The 20,207-nt window shown below is 43.8% G+C and carries 19 protein-coding genes; 2 read left to right on the top strand and 17 right to left on the bottom strand.

Translation table 11 applies throughout. The features are described 5' to 3' along the window. Positions 1–25: 25 nt before the first annotated feature. The 13 genes from PJ15_RS17735 to PJ15_RS17685 all read right to left on the bottom strand — a co-directional run bounded on the left by PJ15_RS17735 (position 26) and on the right by PJ15_RS17685 (position 11,175). The gene (locus PJ15_RS17735; RefSeq protein ID WP_047433049.1) at positions 26–691 is read right to left on the bottom strand and encodes an RluA family pseudouridine synthase; all 666 of its coding nucleotides are present in this window, start codon (positions 689–691) and stop codon (positions 26–28) included. A 102-nt stretch (positions 692–793) separates the two neighbouring features. Continuing rightward, a complete protein-coding gene (locus tag PJ15_RS17730) occupies positions 794–1,246 on the bottom strand; it encodes a hypothetical protein (protein ID WP_047433046.1) in 453 nt (150 codons plus the stop codon). Positions 1,247–1,817: 571 nt separating this feature from the next. Then, positions 1,818–2,705, bottom strand: coding sequence for a DMT family transporter (locus PJ15_RS17725; RefSeq protein ID WP_047433044.1), 888 nt, complete (start codon positions 2,703–2,705; stop codon positions 1,818–1,820). Between the two features lie 72 nt (positions 2,706–2,777). Continuing rightward, complete coding sequence (locus PJ15_RS17720; protein ID WP_047433179.1) at positions 2,778–3,479, bottom strand: hypothetical protein; 702 nt, start codon at positions 3,477–3,479, stop codon at positions 2,778–2,780. Positions 3,480–3,522: 43 nt separating this feature from the next. After that, positions 3,523–4,098: a DUF4126 domain-containing protein gene (locus PJ15_RS17715; protein WP_047433042.1), complete on the bottom strand. Its 576-nt coding sequence runs from the start codon at positions 4,096–4,098 to the stop codon at positions 3,523–3,525. A gap of 127 nt (positions 4,099–4,225) precedes the next feature. Then, positions 4,226–4,369 (bottom strand): zinc ribbon-containing protein, encoded by a 144-nt coding sequence (locus PJ15_RS18510; protein ID WP_004637424.1) that lies wholly within the window; start codon positions 4,367–4,369, stop codon positions 4,226–4,228. A 339-nt stretch (positions 4,370–4,708) separates the two neighbouring features. Then, positions 4,709–5,185 (bottom strand): hypothetical protein, encoded by a 477-nt coding sequence (locus PJ15_RS17710; RefSeq protein WP_047433040.1) that lies wholly within the window; start codon positions 5,183–5,185, stop codon positions 4,709–4,711. Positions 5,186–5,258: 73 nt separating this feature from the next. Continuing rightward, positions 5,259–5,477 (bottom strand): hypothetical protein, encoded by a 219-nt coding sequence (locus PJ15_RS17705; protein WP_047433037.1) that lies wholly within the window; start codon positions 5,475–5,477, stop codon positions 5,259–5,261. A gap of 77 nt (positions 5,478–5,554) precedes the next feature. Then, the gene (gene acnD, locus PJ15_RS17700) at positions 5,555–8,161 is read right to left on the bottom strand and encodes a Fe/S-dependent 2-methylisocitrate dehydratase AcnD (protein ID WP_047433035.1); all 2,607 of its coding nucleotides are present in this window, start codon (positions 8,159–8,161) and stop codon (positions 5,555–5,557) included. Continuing rightward, positions 8,161–9,318 (bottom strand): 2-methylcitrate synthase, encoded by a 1,158-nt coding sequence (prpC, locus tag PJ15_RS17695; protein WP_004773356.1) that lies wholly within the window; start codon positions 9,316–9,318, stop codon positions 8,161–8,163. The genes acnD and prpC overlap by 1 nt, the downstream gene beginning before the upstream one ends. A gap of 66 nt (positions 9,319–9,384) precedes the next feature. Next, complete coding sequence (locus tag PJ15_RS18555) at positions 9,385–9,525, bottom strand: hypothetical protein (protein WP_155766468.1); 141 nt, start codon at positions 9,523–9,525, stop codon at positions 9,385–9,387. A gap of 62 nt (positions 9,526–9,587) precedes the next feature. Next, positions 9,588–10,472, bottom strand: a complete 885-nt coding sequence (prpB, locus tag PJ15_RS17690) for a methylisocitrate lyase (RefSeq protein ID WP_047433033.1) — start codon at positions 10,470–10,472, stop codon at positions 9,588–9,590. Beyond that, positions 10,465–11,175, bottom strand: a complete 711-nt coding sequence (locus tag PJ15_RS17685) for a GntR family transcriptional regulator (RefSeq protein ID WP_005255772.1) — start codon at positions 11,173–11,175, stop codon at positions 10,465–10,467. The genes prpB and PJ15_RS17685 overlap by 8 nt, the downstream gene beginning before the upstream one ends. 442 nt (positions 11,176–11,617) lie before the next feature. Here PJ15_RS17685 and PJ15_RS17680 point away from each other — a divergent pair, with 442 nt between their 5' ends. Next, complete coding sequence (locus PJ15_RS17680; RefSeq protein WP_005228320.1) at positions 11,618–12,832, top strand: aromatic amino acid transaminase; 1,215 nt, start codon at positions 11,618–11,620, stop codon at positions 12,830–12,832. 59 nt (positions 12,833–12,891) lie between these two features. Here the strand turns inward: PJ15_RS17680 and dld are convergent, their stop codons facing one another. The 4 genes from dld to lldP all read right to left on the bottom strand — a co-directional run bounded on the left by dld (position 12,892) and on the right by lldP (position 18,441). Continuing rightward, positions 12,892–14,598 carry a D-lactate dehydrogenase gene (gene dld, locus PJ15_RS17675; protein WP_047433030.1) on the bottom strand — a complete coding sequence of 569 codons (1,707 nt, stop codon included), beginning with the start codon at positions 14,596–14,598 and terminating at the stop codon, positions 12,892–12,894. A 255-nt stretch (positions 14,599–14,853) separates the two neighbouring features. After that, positions 14,854–16,005 carry an FMN-dependent L-lactate dehydrogenase LldD gene (lldD, locus tag PJ15_RS17670; protein ID WP_047433027.1) on the bottom strand — a complete coding sequence of 384 codons (1,152 nt, stop codon included), beginning with the start codon at positions 16,003–16,005 and terminating at the stop codon, positions 14,854–14,856. After that, positions 16,002–16,754 carry a transcriptional regulator LldR gene (gene lldR / locus PJ15_RS17665; RefSeq protein ID WP_047433024.1) on the bottom strand — a complete coding sequence of 251 codons (753 nt, stop codon included), beginning with the start codon at positions 16,752–16,754 and terminating at the stop codon, positions 16,002–16,004. Before lldR ends, lldD begins: the two co-directional genes overlap by 4 nt. Positions 16,755–16,773: 19 nt before the next feature. Then, positions 16,774–18,441, bottom strand: coding sequence for an L-lactate permease (lldP, locus tag PJ15_RS17660; RefSeq protein ID WP_171067964.1), 1,668 nt, complete (start codon positions 18,439–18,441; stop codon positions 16,774–16,776). A gap of 384 nt (positions 18,442–18,825) precedes the next feature. Between lldP and PJ15_RS17655 the strand changes: the two genes are divergently transcribed. Next, positions 18,826–20,196: a phosphomannomutase/phosphoglucomutase gene (locus PJ15_RS17655; RefSeq protein WP_047433176.1), complete on the top strand. Its 1,371-nt coding sequence runs from the start codon at positions 18,826–18,828 to the stop codon at positions 20,194–20,196. Positions 20,197–20,207: the final 11 nt, after the last annotated feature.

The raw sequence follows: 20,207 nt of genomic DNA, 5'->3' as shown, positions 1-20,207 counted from the left end.
CAGCCTGCCTACTTATTGTTGTCTTTTAGAATTTTACCTCAGAATGAATTTCAATTTCATGCAACTTAAGTGGATGCTGAAATGCTAGATAGGCAGCATGTAGTGCCATGCGTTTTAAATGAAACTTGGCAGGCTCAGGATGATAGAGCTTATCGCCCATGATCGGATGACCAATGTGCATCATATGCACCCGCAGTTGATGTGAACGACCTGTCACTGGCTCCAAACGAACACGGCTTTGATCAGTTGCTGCATCATAGTGGATGCGTTGAAATAAGGTTTTGGCTTGCTTGCCCAGCTCAAAATGGACGATCTGACGTGGACGGTTTTCCCAATCGGTAATTAGCGGAACGTCAACACTCCCCTCGGCCTGAATTTCACCTTGTACCAGTGCTTCATAGTATTTTTTGACGGTTCGAGCCTGAAACATTTTACTGACCGCCACTTCTGCTTCTCGATGCTTGGCAAACATCAACAGCCCAGAGGTCGCCATATCCAGACGATGCGTCACTTTGGCAGCTGGATGCTGTTCTAAAACCCGTAAATAGGCACTGTCTTGATGCTCGGGTAAACGCCCCATGACTGACAATAGTCCCGCAGGCTTATTCACCACAATCAAGTCCTCATCTTCATAAATGATTTCTAAAGCGTGTTGCGGAGGAGCATAAATAAAGTTGTCGTTTAAAGGCATAAGAAAATAAGCAGGCAGACAAAGGGACAAAATGAGCAGCGATTATAGTGCTGCAAAACAGTTTCGCAACAGGCTTATTTTATAGGCAAGGCGGTTGAGGAATTAAGAATGGGCTTTAATGCCTTTGCTTAAGTTATCTTTATATTTCTCTTCCAGAATGGCAATGTCCCGATTTAAAAAGGCAATCAGGTAGTCTTTTGCCCGCGCCAGACTCAACTGTTTAAATGCAATGGTATCTTTGGTTTTACGAGTCACCAATCCAAAGACATCTTTTTTAGGGACAATCACCACAAGATCACTATCCAGCTTAAATTCCAGTTGTTGTGATTTGGCATAAGCGTCCAGCGTAATTGCAAGGGTTTGATCGGTATCAAGATCGGTCACGATAAAACTGGTATCGGCACCATTGAGCTGTAACTGACGAACCAGTTGCTGACGCCAGCTCATCTCTTCAAATTTGCTTAAAATCGTGGTCAGGTCAAATGTCCCTAGCGCATCAATTTCATTGCGATTCATCTGATGTGGATAGCGAATTTTAAGTTCAAACTGATTCATTATTGTATTGACCTGTTCCTGTGATCATGTTTTGATTTTTAGGTATAGAAAAATTATATCATTTTGTTTTTTAATATAAAAATATCGATTTATCTTCATATTGGCAGGATTACAGGATGGAGGTCACATTCGTTTTTGATTTTATTGATGCAGTTTTTATTATTTAGCGCTAATTATTATTTTCTATTTGGTTAAATTTTTTAGGGTATCAAGGGAAAACAGAGGTTGTTTACTTCAACACCTATGACTTTGTAAGCCATAACCTTTGCCTATAAACTTTTGATCTATAGCGTCCTAAGCCGAATCGAGACCTTTTGGGTACGTACACACTTGCTTTGTAAGCATCGGTGCATGCTACTCTTTTCGATCCCTTTCACACCCTTGAGACATAGTTTAGGCAGATCACGGTGGGATTGTTTTCCTAAAAACTGCTATTTTTAACGCTCAATGAAATAAATTTGCATACTAAAAGATAAATATTGAAATATTTCCCACTTCCAGTAAAAAACTACGATTTATATTTCGATAAATTCAAATTTACATGTGTATTTTTTCAAATAAGACTTCTAATTTAGGCCCAAATCACCATTATCGCGGCGACAATGACCAGCCACAGACCCAAATGATCAGTTTTGGCGAGCTTTTCTTTAAAGAAAAAGGCCGAAATCAATAGACTGAATAGAATTTCCACCTGCCCTAATGTTTTGACAATCGCCACGGTTTGCATACTCATCGCACTAAACCAGCCGACTGAAGCCAGAAAACTACAGATACTCACTCTCAAGGTCAGCCCGACACGCTGCCACATTTTATACAGCGTCGGTCGACTAAAAAATCCGAGATAGATCAGTAATACGATGCATTGAAAACTGATCAGACTGCACAGCACCCAAGCGGCACGATGTAGAAATGGCAACATACTCAACTCTAAACTGGCTTCACGCACCAATAAAGAAGTAATGGCAAAGCACAGCCCACTGCCCAATCCAATCATCAAGGTTTTTAAAGACAAATCAGATTGTTGCTTACCTTTACTAAGTAAAAATACTGCCAATGCCCCAATCACGACCCCGACCCAGCCCCATGTACTGAGATGTTCCTGTAAGAACAGTACCCCAACCAAGGCAGCCAAGATCGCTTCACTTTTGGCGAGTCCCACGCCAATCGCATAGTTCTTTTGTTGAAACAGTTTCACCATCAAGGCAGTCGCATAGATCTGGCTAATGCCTGCAATCACGATATAGAACCAGAATTTATCGGAAAAATGCACGGATGCGGTGACGGGCTGATGTAGATAGAGAAAGGCCAGATAACTAAAGGCAAAGATGGGGGAAAAGATGAATCGGGCCAGTGTGGTGCCATAGACATCCACGGTGGTACTGAGTTGTTTTTGAAATGCATTGCGCCAAGCCTGCATAAATGCAGCCATCAGGGTGAACAGAATCCAAGTGATCATCATAAGCTTGAACGCAATATCAAAAGTGAAGCTAATTTACGCTGTTCTGACTGGTTTTTCGATAGTCGCCAGCTCTTAAAAACTTAAATCATCAAAGTCTTTCACTTTGGACAAATAGATCGGTGCCTGATCGATTTTGCTCCACGTTTCTTTAAATCTTGGCTCCGCTTCTTCATCTTCACTCATATTTTTCCGTATCACTTTTTTGCCTGTTAAAAAGTTAATACTAGTTTGGCTTTGAATGAGAGGACCATGATTGCTTGAATCATCATAACCAATCAGACGTAGATCATTGCCTTCTAAGCGAAACAGATAACGCCAATAACCATAACGTCCATGCGAATAATAGACACTCAATAGATTATTTTTAATTTCCATCCATAACTCAGGTGGGAAATAGACGCCACCATCTTCATTTTCTGAGCTAAAACAACTGAGGTTGCTGACAATAGCTTTGTATTTGCCTTTTTCATTCAGCAATACGATTACACCACGGCGGTTGCGGTCTAAATGTCCACGATACTCATCATGTACAAAGGCTTTGGGATCAGTGGCTTTGACGATCAACACCACATCCTTCAAACCATCTTTATTGAGGTCACCTTCAATGGCTTGAAATAATTGATATTTCGCAGGGATATGGGCTTTATAGGTGACTTTATCTTTGCGCAGTTTCAGTTCTTCTGCTGTTGGTTGTTGTTGAGCAAAGCTGACTTGTGACAGTGCAGATAGGCTTGAACAAGCCAAGATGAATGCAATGCATTGTGTTTTTATCATCATTTTTAATTCTTCATTCAGGTTGTTATTGCTGTTATGACATTTATATAGAATGGCTGAGTTTCTCTTGGCGTTTCGAACGAATCCAGCGTACTGTAACGATCACTAAAATAATCACCAAAACCGTAATCACCACAGGCATGATAAAAGCCAGAATCGACAATAAGATCGAGCCAATCAGTTCACCTGTAGCAACCACAAAATTACCCAGTCCACCTGTGGTTGCTGTCGAGACACCCCGTGCCGCTACGGTACTCATTTGCACCACGCCTGCTGTTCCACCACCGACAATCAGTGCCGCTGCCCAAGTGGCAAACTGGGACATTTCACCACTGCTCACCGCCATCGTGGTCAGCGTACCTGCCACCACAGCCGCAGGTGTCGCAATGGTATCTAATAGGTTATCTACCCAAGGCACATAGTAAGCTGCAATTTCACAGATCGTGGCAAAACCCAGTGCCATACACACCGATGGAAGTGCCAGCCATTCAAAGCCTTGGGCAGGTTGATACCATCCCATGAGGGTAGCAATGCTCATCGCCAATAGCGGAACAAAAACACGAAAACCACAGGCTGCGCTAAGTCCAACGCCAATACAGAGTCCTAAAATTGTTTCCATCACGGATTACCTTTCTATGCCTATGACAGGTCTTGTTATTTACATCTTATTTTTAAGGTAACAAAAAGCCCTATCAAGGGATAGGGCTTTTATTCAAACAGTGGGTAACTGTTTGGTATTTTGCGGCTTAGGCATTCTTACTGTTGAATTGATTGCCAAGGCATTTGGTACACGGAGGTAAACGATCAGTACCAATTTCTAAATAGGTGCGGTGTCCGCATTGAACACAAAAATAGAAGCCTGTTCCAGGTTTTTCGCCAGCAGTTACCATCTTTGCTCTCCATAGATTTTAGAAATGGTACATATACTATAGCGTGATAGTTTTGATTATTTATTGACCTTTCCGACGAGTGGTGATGGCGGAAAGGTGAAGAATGGAATGTGTACATTTTTTCTATACACGTGTTAGGAATTATGCGGATTGGCCACTTACCACTTTTTTCCTATGATGAGTTCATACAGGAACAGGATGTTCTGGGACATAAAATAATAATAGGTTCCAACATCAGATCGTGAGGTACGACGGGAGTCATATCTAGCAACCAAATATGAAAAAGCCCAACAGGATGTTGGGCTTTTTTATTACTTATAAGTATTTATTGTATTAGTATTACCATATTTGAAACCCGCTATATTGATTAATAACTACTAAAGCAAAAAAAACCATCGTAAAAAAGAAACAATAATTATTATAGATAATTTTAATTCCATTTTTCCTGAAATTGAAATACCTATTTTCAATTTCAACTAACTTATTTAAGGCTTCACTTTTATCATCTGCTGACAGATCAGTTTGCTCAACTTCATTTTTATATTTTAAAAACACATCTTTAAATGATTTCCCTCCCCCATCTCCCCATAATCCCCCAGCCTCTTCCCACAACTTAGAAGTTGAAAGATAGTAAAAAAAGAAAAGAACTATTCCTATTAACGCTAATATCTTTATAGAATGTTGGTCATTAGGAATACCTATCCATCCCACAGTTGAAAGAAATAACCATATACTATGTTCATTTAGCTTTATAAAATAATCTCTTACAGCCATATTTAAAAATTCAATTTTTTCAAAAATGTTTTTATCTAACATAGCTAACCTTTAAATTAAATTTAATATTTAAAATCTATTACCCTAAATATTTTATTGAATTCTATTAATTAAATTATTCATATAAATTTTTAGCATATCTCATAATATAAGGATTTAAACCGTCCCCATTTCTAGCTAGTTGTTTCATATCTTCAACTCGGCTAGCTCCTGCACTTCGATAACTATAAGTATAAATTTTAAAGGTTCTATTAAACTGCACTCTTATATACGTATCACCAATTTCATATGCAAAAATGCCAGAGTCACCATCTAAATCTAAATATTTTTCCATTCTTATTCTCAATATAAAAGCCCCACTTTAAAGTAGGGCTTTTATTAAACAGAATCAATTATTTTCAGATCAAAGTATTACGCCACCTGACCTTCTAAAAAGTCTTGTGCAAAACGCTGTAATACCCCACCAGCTTCATACACAGACACTTCTTCTTCTGTATCTAAACGACAGGTCACAGGCACTTCAACAATCTCTTCTTTACCATCCGCTGTGGCACGTTCAATCACTAACGTTAAAGTCGAACGCGGTGCAATATTACCAATCACGCTATATAGCTCAGTACCATCTAGCTTCAAAGTTTTGCGGTTAACGCCTGGCTTAAACTCAAGCGGTAAAACACCCATACCGACTAAATTAGTACGGTGAATACGCTCAAAACCTTCAGCCACAATCGCTTCAACACCTGCAAGACGTACACCTTTCGCCGCCCAGTCACGGCTTGAACCCTGACCATAATCCGCACCCGCCACAATGATCAACGGTTGCTTACGGTTCATATAGGTTTCAATCGCTTCCCACATCCGCATCACTTCGCCTTCAGGCTCGACACGCGCTTTTGAACCTTGCTTAATGCTGCCGTCTGAACGAACCACCATTTCATTAAACAGTTTCGGATTCGCAAAGGTTGCACGTTGTGCCGTCAAATGGTCACCACGATGGGTTGCGTAAGAGTTGAAGTCTTCTTCAGGTACGCCCATTTTATGTAGGTATTCACCCGCAGCCGAGTCCATCAAAATCGCATTCGATGGCGACAAGTGATCGGTGGTGATGTTGTCACCCAAGATTGCCAACGGACGCATATTGGCTAAGGTACGTGGTGCAGCCAGTGCCCCTTCCCAGTATGGTGGGCGGCGGATATAGGTACTTTGCGGACGCCAGTCGTATAACGGACTTTCAGCTTGTTCAAATTCGCCCAAGTCAAACATTGGAATATAGACTTTACGGAACTGTTCAGGCTTCACCACTTCTTTCACAAGTGCATCAATTTCAGCATCTGAAGGCCAGATATCTTTCAGGTAAATCGGGTTACCGTCTTTGTCTGTACCCAGTGCATCTTTTTCGATATCAAAACGAATGGTTCCTGCAATTGCATAGGCCACAACCAACGGCGGAGATGCAAGGAATGCCTGTTTTGCATATGGATGGATACGACCATCGAAGTTACGGTTACCCGAAAGTACCGCAGTCGCATACAGGTCACGATCAATGATTTCTTGTTGAATCACGGGATCTAATGCACCTGACATACCATTACACGTAGTACATGCATAAGCCACGATACCAAAACCAAGTTTCTCAAGGTCTTTAAGTACGCCCGCTTCTTCAAGATATAGCGCAGCCGCTTTTGAACCTGGTGCAAATGATGATTTCACCCAAGGTTTACGCACCAAGCCAAGTTCATTGGCCTTACGTGCCAACAGACCTGCGGCAACAGTATTACGTGGGTTTGAAGTATTGGTACATGAGGTGATGGCAGCAATGATAATCGCGCCATCTGGCATTAAACCATCGGTACGGTTCTCAACTACACCCGCAATACCTTTTTCTTTCAAGTCAGCGGTAGACACACGCGCATGCGGATTTGATGGGCCTGCAATGTTACGAGTCACCGTTGAAAGGTCAAAGCGAAGTACACGTGGGTACTCAGCTTTGGTCATATCTGATGCCCAAAGACCAATTTCTTTGGCATATTGTTCAACCAAAGCCACTTGTGCATCTTCACGACCTGTCAGACGTAAATAATCAATCGTGTTCTGGTCGATATAGAACATCGCAGCAGTTGCGCCATATTCTGGGGTCATATTTGAGATGGTGGCACGGTCGCCCACAGACATGCTGTCAGCGCCTTCACCAAAGAACTCTAAATAAGCACCGACAACACGCTCTTTACGTAAGAACTCAGTCAATGCCAACACGATATCGGTTGCGGTAATACCTGCTTGACGTTGACCAACAAATTCAACCCCAATGATGTCAGGTAAACGCATCCAAGATGCACGACCGAGCATTACATTTTCAGCTTCTAAGCCACCGACACCGACTGAAATCACGCCAAGCGCATCGGTATGTGGCGTATGTGAATCTGTACCGACACAAGTATCTGGGAATGCCAAGCCGTCACGATTTTGAATCACTGGAGACATTTTCTCCAAGTTGATCTGATGCATGATGCCGTTGCCCGCAGGAATCACGTCGACATTTTTAAAAGCGGTTTTGGTCCACTCAATAAAATGGAAACGGTCTTCATTACGACGGTCTTCCACTGCACGGTTTTTCTCAAACGCATCAGGGTCAAAACCACCGTATTCCACTGCCAAAGAGTGATCGACGATCAACTGGGTTGGCACCACAGGATTCACTTTGGAAGGATCACCGCCCTTATCGGCAATCGCATCACGCAAACCAGCAAGGTCTACCAGTGCCGTTTGACCCAAGATGTCGTGACAGACTACACGTGCTGGATACCATGGAAAATCGGTATCTTGGCGACGTTCGATCAATTGCTTTAAGTATTCTGTTAAATTCTCGGCATCAGCTTTACGCACCAGCTGTTCAGCCAACACTTTCGATGTGTACGGCAGAGTTGCATATGCGCCTGGCTGAATATCTTCAACGGCTTGACGCACGTCATAGTATTCGAGCTGGGTACCCGCCAGCGGTTTACGATATTTTGTGTTCATTAACCACGCTCCGCCAATGGTTTAAATTCAAGATTTTCAGGGCCAGTATAGTTGGCACTTGGACGAATGATTTTGCCGTCCTGACGTTGTTCAATCACGTGCGCAGACCAGCCCGCAGTACGTGCAATCACGAATAATGGCGTAAACATGGCTGTTGGCACGCCCATCAAGTGATAGCTCACCGCACTGAACCAGTCGAGGTTCGGGAACATGTTCTTCACTTCTTTCATCACGGCTTCTAAACGCTCAGCGATCAAATACATCTTGGTGTTGTCTTGTGCTTGCGCCAAGTCGTGTGCCACTTTCTTGATGACTTCGTTACGTGGATCAGAAACGGTATAGACTGGGTGACCAAAACCAATCACCACTTCTTTTTTCTCAACACGGCTACGGATGTCTGCTTCTGCTTCGTCTGCGTTGTCATAACGTTGTTGAATCACAAACGCAACTTCGTTCGCGCCACCATGTTTAGGGCCACGTAACGCACCGATACCGCCCGTAATTGCCGAGTACATGTCTGAGCCTGTCCCTGCGACTACACGAGAGGTAAAGGTTGAGGCATTGAATTCATGCTCTGCATACAGAATCAAAGACGTGTGCATAGCTTGAATCCACTCTTCCGATGGCGCTTCACCATGCAGTAAATGCAAGAAATGCGCAGCAATCGAATCGTCATTGGTTTCAACTTCAATACGACGACCGTTGTTGCTGAAGTGGTACCAATAAAGCAGCATTGAGCCCAAGCTTGCCATTAATTTATCAGCAATGTCTTTTGCGCCCGCTTCGTTATGGTCTTCATGTTCTGGTGTTAAGCAACCGAGTACAGATACGCCTGTACGCATCACATCCATTGGGTGTGCTGACGGCGGGAGTTGCTCAAGTGCGGTTTTCAATGCTGCTGGTAAGCCACGGAGTGCTTTTAATTTTGCTTTATAGGCTTTGAGTTCTGCTTTGTTTGGAAGTTTGCCGTGTACCAGAAGGTGTGCCACTTCTTCAAATTGGCTGCCGACAGCAAGATCGAGAATGTCATAGCCACGGTAGTGTAAGTCGTTGCCGCTGCGTCCTACGGTACAAAGTGCAGTGTTGCCTGCCACTTGTCCGCTGAGTGCAACTGATTTTTTTGGTTTGAAGCCTGTTGTTGTTTCATTACTGCTCATAAGATTGTCCTTTTTATATCCTTAGGTGAATTTCGTAGCGGTGTCATACCGAACTCTCATCTTATTTTAGGATAAGCCTTCGGCTGGACTTACTTTTGATGGATCAAAAGTAAGCAAAAATCCTTTGTTGGCCTGACGGTACGTCCCTGCTACCGCAGCCCAACGTGGCGGCATCCATGCCGCCTTCACGATTCTTAAGTCTTTCATAAAAGAAGGTCTTAAATTCGTGAAATCCCTCTCCCTCTGGGGGAGGTTAGGAGGGGGTAAAATTATTTATTCTTCGCAAAAGTTCCATCAAGATACTGCTCAAACGCATGGTAGTTAATGCGTTCATACAATTCTTGGCGGGTTTGCATGGTATCGACCAGATTCTTTTGCGTGCCTTCTTTACGCAAGGTCTCATAGACATTTTCTGCAGCCTTGTTCATGGCACGGAATGCAGAAAGTGGATAGAGCGCAATGCTGACATCGGCAGAAGCCAGTTCTTCAGTGGTAAATAATGGCGTAGAACCAAACTCAGTGATATTGGCTAAAACAGGCACTTTGGTCGCATTTGCAAATTGCTTATACATTGCCAATTCAGTGATTGCTTCTGGAAACAGCATGTCTGCACCTGCTTCGATATAAGCACCTGCACGGTCAATTGCAGCCTGTAAGCCTTCAACCGCAAGCGCATCGGTACGTGCCATGATCACAAAGCTGTCGTCGGTACGCGCATCGACTGCGGCTTTGATACGGTCTACCATTTCTTGCTGGGTCACGATGGCTTTATTTGGGCGATGACCACAACGTTTAGCGCCAACCTGGTCTTCGATATGCATCGCAGCAGCACCGAACTTGATCATCGACTTGGTGGTACGTGCGATATTAAACGCAGATGCCCCAAAACCTGTATCCACATCGACCAACAATGGCAGATCACACACATCGGTAATACGGCGTACATCGGTCAATACATCATCAAGGTTACTGATACCCAAATCAGGTAAACCCAAAGAACCTGCCGCAACACCACCACCAGACAAGTAGATCGCTTTATAACCTGCACGCTTTGCCAATAAAGCATGGTTGGCATTGATCGCACCCACCACTTGTAATGGTTTTTCATTTGCGACCGCGTCGCGGAATAGCTGACCAGCAGACTGTTTAGCCATGTTGTTGTTCTCCTTGATTTTGTAGCAATGTTTGCTCAACAATTTTGTAGGATGCATTGATATGACGGTGCATCAGCATTTCAGCCAGCTCACCATCACCTTCGGCAATCGCATCTAAAATGCGGATATGTTCATCCCAAGCTTTGCTCGGACGATCTGGGGTATTTGAAAACTGGATGCGATACATACGAATGAGGTGATACAGCTCATCGCATAACATTTTTTCTAGGGTTTTATTGCCACTGCTTTTGATAATGCAGTAATGGAAATCGTCCTGACCTTCTTGCAGATAATAGCCTTTACCTGCTTTAAAATTTTCATCTTCGGCATGCATACGCAATACATCACGCAGGGCCAGAATCTGTTTTTTATCAATATGCTGGGCCGCTAGTTTGCAGGCCAAGCCTTCTAATGATGCACGAATTTGATAGAGCTCTTGAAACTGTTGCAGTGACAATGACACCACACGCGCACCAACATGGGCAGTACGCTCCACCAGTTTCTGCCCTTCCAGACGGTGAATGGCTTCACGTAGCGGGCCACGGCTAATGCCATAAATACGTGCCAGTTCAGGTTCTGAAATCTTGCTGCCCGCAGGAATTTGTCCCAACACAATTGCCGACTGAATTTGCTTAAATACGTGTTCCGTCAGAGTCATTCCCTGACTGGTGCTGATGGCTTGAGGAACAAGGGTATCTTGCATATTGTCGACAATCTCTACAGTTTTGATGATTTTATAACGAGGTATAACAAAAAATGCAATAGGATTGTCGACAATAAATTAGACTGATGCTGTCAATCCAATGGCCTTGACACACGTATATTGTCTCTTGGCAGAATTATTAAAATAAAATATAAAACAATAACTTAAATTCAAAATACAGGATCAGATCTTAGGTCTTTTCACTGCCCTTTCAAAGCTGCTACTTTTTATCCTAAGACCATAGTATGACAGCTTGATTGTAGACAATCTTTATAATTGAGCAATCCCGACAAATTTTGTAAGTAAATACTGCACCAAAATGTAAATAACAGCGTGCTTCATGCAGTCTTTATTGATACATTATTGGGCATCGAAGGTTCCGCTCATGAAGCGCAACTTCCCCAGACATCTATGCACTTTGTTGAAGAAAAGGACATTGTTAATGTTTCAACATATCCCACCTTATGCAGGCGATCCGATCCTTTCATTAATGGAACAGTTCAATGCTGATTCGCGTGCTGAAAAGGTTAACCTTAGTATTGGTTTGTACTATAACGAAGACAGTATCGTTCCTCAGCTTGATACCATTATCGAAGCGCAAAAACGTATTGCTCCTAAAAACACGCAAACCAAGCTTTATTTACCAATGGAAGGTTTCAAGCCTTACCGTGATGCGATTCAAGCGTTATTGTTTGGTGCCAATAGCCCTGCAATTCAACAAGGTCGTGTTGCAACAATTCAAACGCTTGGTGGTTCTGGCGCGTTAAAAGTGGGGGCAGACTTCTTAAAAACCTACTTCCCGAATTCAGAAGTTTGGGTAAGTCAGCCAACTTGGGACAACCACGTTGCGATCTTCAATGGTGCAGGCATCAAGAGCAACTTCTACCCGTACTTCGATGCTGAAACACGTGGCGTTGATTTTGACGGTATGTTGTCTACTTTAAAAACATTGCCAGAACAAAGCATTGTGTTATTACACCCATGCTGCCATAACCCAACAGGTGCAGACTTGAACCCAGCACAATGGGATCAAGTGATTGTGGTATTAAAAGAACGTAACCTCATTCCATTCCTCGACATCGCGTATCAAGGTTTTGGCGATGGTATGGAACAGGATGCCTATGCAATTCGTGCTTTAGACCAAGCAGGTCTGAACTTTATTGTCAGCAACTCGTTCTCTAAAATCTTCTCACTTTACGGTGAGCGTGTTGGCGGTTTGACCTTCGTATGTGACGATGCTGAAGCAGCAAAATGCACATTCGGTCAGTTGAAAGCAACAGTACGTCGTATCTACTCTAGCCCACCAACAACAGGTGCATGGTTGGTTGATCAAGTGTTAAATGACGCTGATCTCAATCAACAATGGCAAGGCGAAGTGAAAGAGATGCGTGAGCGTATTATCAAAATGCGTAGCATCTTGAAAGATGAATTGACTAAAGCCCTTCCTGACCGTGACTTTAGCTACCTTGTGAACCAAAAAGGCATGTTTAGCTACACCGGTTTAACGGCTGAGCAAGTGGACATTCTTCGTGAAGAATATGCAATCTACTTGGTACGCAGTGGTCGTATCTGTGTTGCGGGTCTGAACATGAATAATGTTTACAAAGTTGCGAAAGCAGTGGCTGAAGTTTTAGCAAAATCTGCGGCAACAGCTTAAGTTGTAACAGATAAAAAAGGCGCTTAAAGCGCCTTTTTTATTGCTGGTTTTATGTGAATTTAGGGCTTGGCTCTGCCCCAATACTTCAATTTAGAGGTTTGCCCTATCCCGACATTAAAACAATTATTCGGATCAAGTTTCTGATAGAAATTGGCCAATGCTGGCTTGGCAATATACAGATGACCGACATTATGCTCGGCTGGATATTCAGCACGGCGTGCATCCAGCAAATGCCACATTTGATGTTCCATCGCTAACGGATCATTGCCTTTTTTAATGATGTAATCCTGATGAAACACATGACAGAAAAAGTGCCCATAATAAAGCTTATGAATGATTTGCTGTTCCATCTCCGCAGGCAATTGCTCTACCCATTCACGGTCATTGCGACGTAAAGCGATGTCCAATGCCACAATATCTTCAACCTCATCCCGATGGGTATCACGATAACGAATCGCTGCGCCTGCCACCGCAAAACGATGCAAAAAGGCTTTACGCCCTTCATCCGCATCACAGAGAAAGAAATTGCCCGAAGCATGCACCGCAAAATAGTCTTGTAAAAATTGCTCGGTCTGGGCTTTGCAGTTATTTTCAACGCGTAACATCAAATGATGCTCATAACGATCGCGATATTCCGTCATCCGTTTCGGTAGATGACTCGGTAACAAGGACGTGATGGCTTGTAAAATATGATCGGTCAGCCCTTTGATTTTAAATCTTTCTAAAAAGCCATCGACCTTATCCTTGAGCGCGAAGGCTTTCGGCACATTGGCTGTGCCAAATTTCTCAATAAATAGAAAGGTATCTTTACCGTATTTTTCGCCAATATGGTAAGCATCACGATGAATATATTCCCCAGCAATTGGCAAGCTTGGCAACGACGTGAGTAAATAACGACGGATCGCGGTTAGATCATTGGCATCATTTGTACCAATATAGAAAACGCTGCTCTCTACCTTCTCATAGGTATCCAGACGCACCGCAAACACGCAGACTTTTCCTGCTGAACCTGAGGCTTCAAACAAACGTGATGGATCAGCATTAAAACGAGCAGGACTATCGGCATCGACTTGTGTGACATCTTGCGCATAACGTTGATCGGATGCCTGCTTTTCAACATCATCTAGAATATCTGTCGCTTGGTATTGCTGCTGCTCTAAACGGGTCAGGATTTCTTCAGGAGTTGAGCCCAAGTTCACACCGAGATGATTCACCAATTCCAGCTGACCTTGTGCATTGACCTGCGCATACAGCGCTAGTTCCGTATAAGCAGGCCCACGACGTACCAGTGCACCACCCGAGTTATTACAGACCCCACCCAATACCGAAGCACCAATACAGGAAGAACCAATCACCGAATGTGGTTCCCGATCATAGCCTTTGAGCAATTGTTCCAGATTGTCCAAAGTCGCCCCTGGCAAACAAATCACCTGCTTACCCTCATGGATGACCTGAATGCCCTTTAAACGACGCGTACTCATCACCAACACAGGACGATCATAATCATTGCCATAGGGTGTTGAACCACCCGTTAGTCCTGTATTGGCGGCTTGCATAATGACAATACAATCTGCATCAATCGCCGCTTGCAGCACCTGCCATTGTTCCAGCAAGGTACCCGGGATGACCACTGCAAATACTTTGCCCTCACCAAAACGATGACCTTGACGATACTGGCGAGTACTTTGGTCATCACTCAGTACATGCTGACGTCCAACAATCTGCTGTAAACGATCAATCACCACTTTGGGAGAAAATGTTTGCATGATGGCTCCTTTGGCATAATTTACTATCAAGAGCTTAGGTCGCTCTTTTTCTAATTGAGAACATCTCATTTTGCTATCGCGATTGGCGGCAAGGATGCCGCCTGTTCCGATGCGGTAGCAGGGAAGTACCGTCATCGGAATAGAGGATTTTTGGTTACTTTTGATCCTTCAAAAGTGACAAATGCCTCTACCTCAGACATAAGCATGTCACCAAACTTGGCGGCTGTGCCTACTACTAAACTTAGAAAAGAATTCTTAAAAACCTTGTTTAATGGCTTGTACCAAACAATCTGCATTAATCTCCTGAATCGACTTCGCACCCGTCAACGTCATCGCCACCCGCATTTCCTTATCAATCAAATCCAGCAAATTCGACACCCCTTGCCCACCTGCCGCCGCCAAGGCATAGACAAAGGCACGGCCCAATAACACCGTATCCGCACCAAGTGCCAACATCCGTACCACATCCAAACCATTACGAATGCCAGAGTCTGCCAGAATCGCCAGATCGCCCTTCACCGCATCCGCAATCGCAGGCAAAGCTCGCGCAGAAGACATCACGCCATCCAGTTGACGCCCCCCATGATTGGATACCACAATGCCATCCGCACCAAAGCGCACTGCATCTTTGGCATCTTCAGGATCCAGAATCCCCTTAATCACCATCGGGCCATCCCAGAACTCACGAATCCACTCCAGATCTTTCCAAGAAATCGACGGATCAAAGTTAGAGCCTAGCCAGCCGATATAATCCTCAAGCCCTGTCGGTTTGCCCAGATATTTCGAGATATTGCCCAAATCATGGGGACGGCCACACATGCCGACATTCCATGCCCAATGCGGATGCAACATTGATTGCATATAACGACGCATCGCCGCATTTGGACCGCTCATGCCTGAATGAGCATCACGATAACGCGCCCCTGGCACAGGCATATCCACGGTAAATACCAGTGTTGAACACCCTGCGGCTTTGGCACGTTCCAAGGCATTACGCATAAAGCCACGGTCACGCAAAACATAGAGCTGAAACCACATTGGACGATTAATGGCAGGCGCCACTTCTTCGATTGGACAGACCGAAACCGTCGACAAAGTAAATGGAATTCCCTTTTTATCCGCTGCCACTGCCGCCTGAACTTCACCGCGACGCGCATACATACCTGTTAAACCTACAGGTGCCAAAGCCACCGGCATTGAAAGCGTTTCATTAAACAGTTTGGTTTCCAAACTGAGTGTAGACATATCGTTCAGCACCCGTTGACGCAAGGCAATTTCAGAAAGGTCCTGTACATTGCGTTTTAAGGTATGTTCCGAATAGGCACCACCGTCGATGTAATGAAATAAAAATGGCGGTAAACGACGTTGTGCCGCAGCACGATAATCATTGCCAGAAGAAATAATCATTTTGAGTCAACTCTTGTTAAACGTGTTGCACGTTTCTGGCGAGCTTCATCTTCGTCCAGCGCACGTACATGATTAATCACAAATTCAATATGCCCACACACCGCTTGGCGTGCAGCTTCGGGATCTTTACGATCAATCGCATCCATCACCTGAAAATGCTGCTCACTGAGCAAATCACCATTAACAGGATCGTTATAAACTTTCTTGCGTCCCAGTAAGACGTTGTATTGCAACAAGTCAAACAAGCCGCGCATCATCTGGATCAATACAATATTGTGTGAGGCCTCAGCAATCGCCAAATGAAATTCTGCATCTGCAACCGCGGCCTGAGCCGAATCCCCTGCATTTTGATGGCGGCTAATCTCATCAAAATAATGATGGATTTTGGCGCGATCTTCAGACGTTGAACGCAATGCTGCATACCAAGCTGTTCCACCTTCCAGTAACAAACGGGCTTCTTGCACATCAAAACGGTACAGCGGATCTTCTTCAATCAGGTTACTAATCGGATTCACAATCAACTGTTGTGACCATTGTTCTGGCAATTGCTGAATATAGGTCCCATCACCACGGCGGCTACTGAGCACGCCCTGACTATTCAATTGCTGAATCGCTTCACGTAAGGACGGACGAGACACCCCCAAGCTGGTTGCAAGCTGACGCTCGGCTGGCAAACGATCACCTTTTTTCATCTGGCACTGCTCAATGAGCGCCTGTAATTTCATGACCACTTGATCGGAGATTCTCATCACGTTCCCTTTACTCGAGTTATGGAATCATCCACGGCACCAGATAAGCCTGAACCGTGACGATGATGCCAACAAAGACAGTAAATATGATGCTATGTTTTACCGTGAAACGGAACAAGTCTGACTCTTTTCCAACGAGACCTACTGCTGCACAGGCAATCGCAATCGATTGTGGTGAAATCATCTTGCCCGTTACGCCGCCACTGGTATTGGCAGCCACCAGCAATACTTCTGGAATCCCAATTTGCTGGGCTGTGGTCGCTTGTAAAGCCGAGAACAAGGCATTTGATGACGTATCTGAACCCGTCAGGAATACTCCCAGCCAACCCAAGAATGGCGAGAAGAAAGTAAAAGCATGACCTGTGTGTGATAATGCTAGAGCCAAAGTCGCAGAAAGACCTGAATAATTGGCAATAAAAGCAAAGGCCAACACCATCCCAATCGAATAAATTGGCGTTTTTAATTCATTCAATGTTTCGCCAAAGGTAGTGACCGCCTCACGCGTTTTCATTTTCAGGAAAATGATGGTAATGATGGCCGCAATAAAAATCGCTGTACCTGTGGCAGAGAACCAGTCAAATTTATAGATCGCTTCATAGGCTGTGGTTTCTGGCACGATCGGCGCCATTTTTTCTACCAGCTTATGCAGATACGGCACTTCAATTTTAAAAATCCAGTCCGCCAATGCACCATCTTTAGCAAACAAAGCTTTAAACGGTTGAATACTCCAGATGGTCACCATCACGGTTAAAATCATAAACGGAGACCATGCTTTGGCAATCTGCGCAATGCTATAGCGTTGTGGTGTATGCTCTGCGGAGCTTGTATTTTGTGGATCTACGCCCTCAAAACGGAAAATATGCTTCGGCTTCCAGACACGGAATAACAGGGTGAGACTGACCAATGAGGCAATCGCAGCCGTAATATCAGGCAGTTCTGGCCCCAGAAAATTCGAGGTTAGATACTGTGCAATGGCGAAAGCACTACCACCGACCAATACCGCAGGCCAAGTTTCTTTCACGCCACGCCAGCCATCCATGATCGCCATAATCCAGAACAGCACAATGATGGTTAAAAACGGCAACTGGCGCCCCACCATCTGGCTGATTTCCATGGTATCTACACCAGATACCTGCCCTGCCACAATAATCGGAATCCCCATCGCCCCAAAGGCCACAGGTGCTGTATTCACAATCAAACAAAGACCTGCGGCATAAAGTGGTTTAAAGCCTAGTCCGACTAATAATGCCGCGGTAATTGCAACTGGTGCACCAAAACCTGCCGCACCTTCAAGGAAGGTCCCAAAAGCGAAACCGACCAGTAGCATTTGTAAGCGCTGGTCTTCAGTAATCGATAAAATACTGGAGCGAATGACATCAAACTGCCCTGTTTTCACTGAAATTTTATACAGAAAAACGGCACCGATAATAATCCAGGAAATTGGCCATAAACCGTAAATAAAACCATAAACTACAGAAGCAAATGCCATTTCAACGGGCATTTGATAGAAGAATAAAGCAATCAGCATGGCAATAATCACAGTGCAGGTTCCCGCAACACTGCCTTTTAAGCGAAATACAGCCAAAGCTAAGAAGAAGAAAATAATCGGAATCAGCGCAACCGCACTGGATAGCCAGATATTATTTAAAGGGTCATAAATTTGTTGCCACACATTTAGCATTCTCATCTCCTTGAAATGCTGGGCGTCATTTTGTTTTCACTTCGATATTTAACGAATCTTTCCAATATTGGTATGACCAATATTCCATAAATAAGCAAATCCCACCCATTTGCAATCTTTATGCATCTTAATTATATGAATTATCAGGATCAACCCCACTGTAACGACAATAATTGGTATGACCAATAATAATTAAACTAAATCAACCCTTTTCTATCAATCTTCTTATTTCACATTCGACTAAAGTCTTATGAAAGGGTTGTCTTTACGGCAACTCTACGAAGTTAAACTCAACCGTAATCACTCGATAAAGAACTATAAATATGACTTCTTGGCGATATCTGTATAATGTGTTCACAACTCAAATCACATCACTATGAATTGAACAATATGACTCAACTGACTTGTTTTAAAGCCTATGATATTCGCGGCAAACTCGGCACAGAACTGAATGAAGAGATTGCTTATAACATTGGTCGTGCCTATGGACAGATCTATCAACCTAAAACTGTAGTGATTGGTTGTGATATCCGTTTAAGTAGCGAAGGCTTAAAACAGGCAACCATTCGTGGTTTGAATGATGCAGGCATCAATGTGCTTGATTTGGGTATGACAGGCACAGAAGAAGTCTATTTCGCAGCCTTCCACTTAGATGTGCAAGGCGGTATTGAAGTGACTGCCAGCCACAATCCAATGGATTACAACGGCATGAAACTGGTGCGTGAAAATGCTCGTCCTATCAGTGCGGAAACAGGCTTAAAAGAAATTCAGGCACTTGCTGAATCAGGGCAATTCACTGAAGTTGCGAATAAAGGCACCACGCAAAACTACAATATTTTGCCTGAGTTCATCGAGCATCTACTCACTTATATCGATCCGCAAAAAATTCGTCCGCTCAAGCTAGTGGTCAATGCGGGCAATGGTGCAGCAGGTCATGTGATTGATGCCATTGAACAAAAATTCCAGCAACTCAACATCCCTGTGGAATTTATTAAAATTCATCATGAAGCTGATGGCAACTTCCCAAATGGTATTCCTAACCCAATTTTAATTGAAAACCGCGACAGTACCCGTGATGCAGTACTGCAACATCAAGCTGATATGGGCATTGCCTGGGATGGTGATTTTGACCGTTGCTTCTTGTTTGATGAAAAAGGTCAGTTTATTGAGGGCTATTACATCGTCGGTTTATTGGCACAAGCCTTCCTGATCAAACAATCAGGTGAGAAAATCGTGCATGACCCACGTCTAGTCTGGAATACCTTTGATATCGTCGATCAATATCAAGGTATTGCAGTACAGTCAAAATCAGGACACGCCTTCATTAAAGACGTGATGCGTGAACACAATGCAGTGTACGGCGGTGAAATGAGCGCCCACCATTATTTCCGCGATTTTGCCTATTGTGACAGCGGTATGATTCCATGGTTACTCACCATTGCATTGCTTTCAGAAACAGGACAATCGCTTTCAACACTGGTTGAAAACATGATTGCCAAATTCCCGTGCAGTGGCGAGATCAACTTTAAAGTGGCTGACACACAAGCCACAGTACAAAAAATCTTTGATCATTATGCTGACCAGAATCCTCAGGTAGACCGTACCGATGGCGTTAGCCTCGATTTTGGTGCTTGGCGCCTGAATGTACGTGCATCAAATACTGAGCCATTATTGCGCTTAAATATCGAAAGCCGTGCAGACAAAAATCCGCAACCGATGCAGCATTATATCGACGAATTAACAGCTTTGATTCAAGGCTAATTTACTCCCAA

The organism is Acinetobacter sp. neg1 (assembly GCF_000788125.1).
In the GTDB taxonomy this organism is placed as follows: Bacteria; Pseudomonadota; Gammaproteobacteria; order Pseudomonadales; family Moraxellaceae; genus Acinetobacter; species Acinetobacter vivianii.
This window is presented reverse-complemented; position numbering and strand designations above follow the sequence as displayed.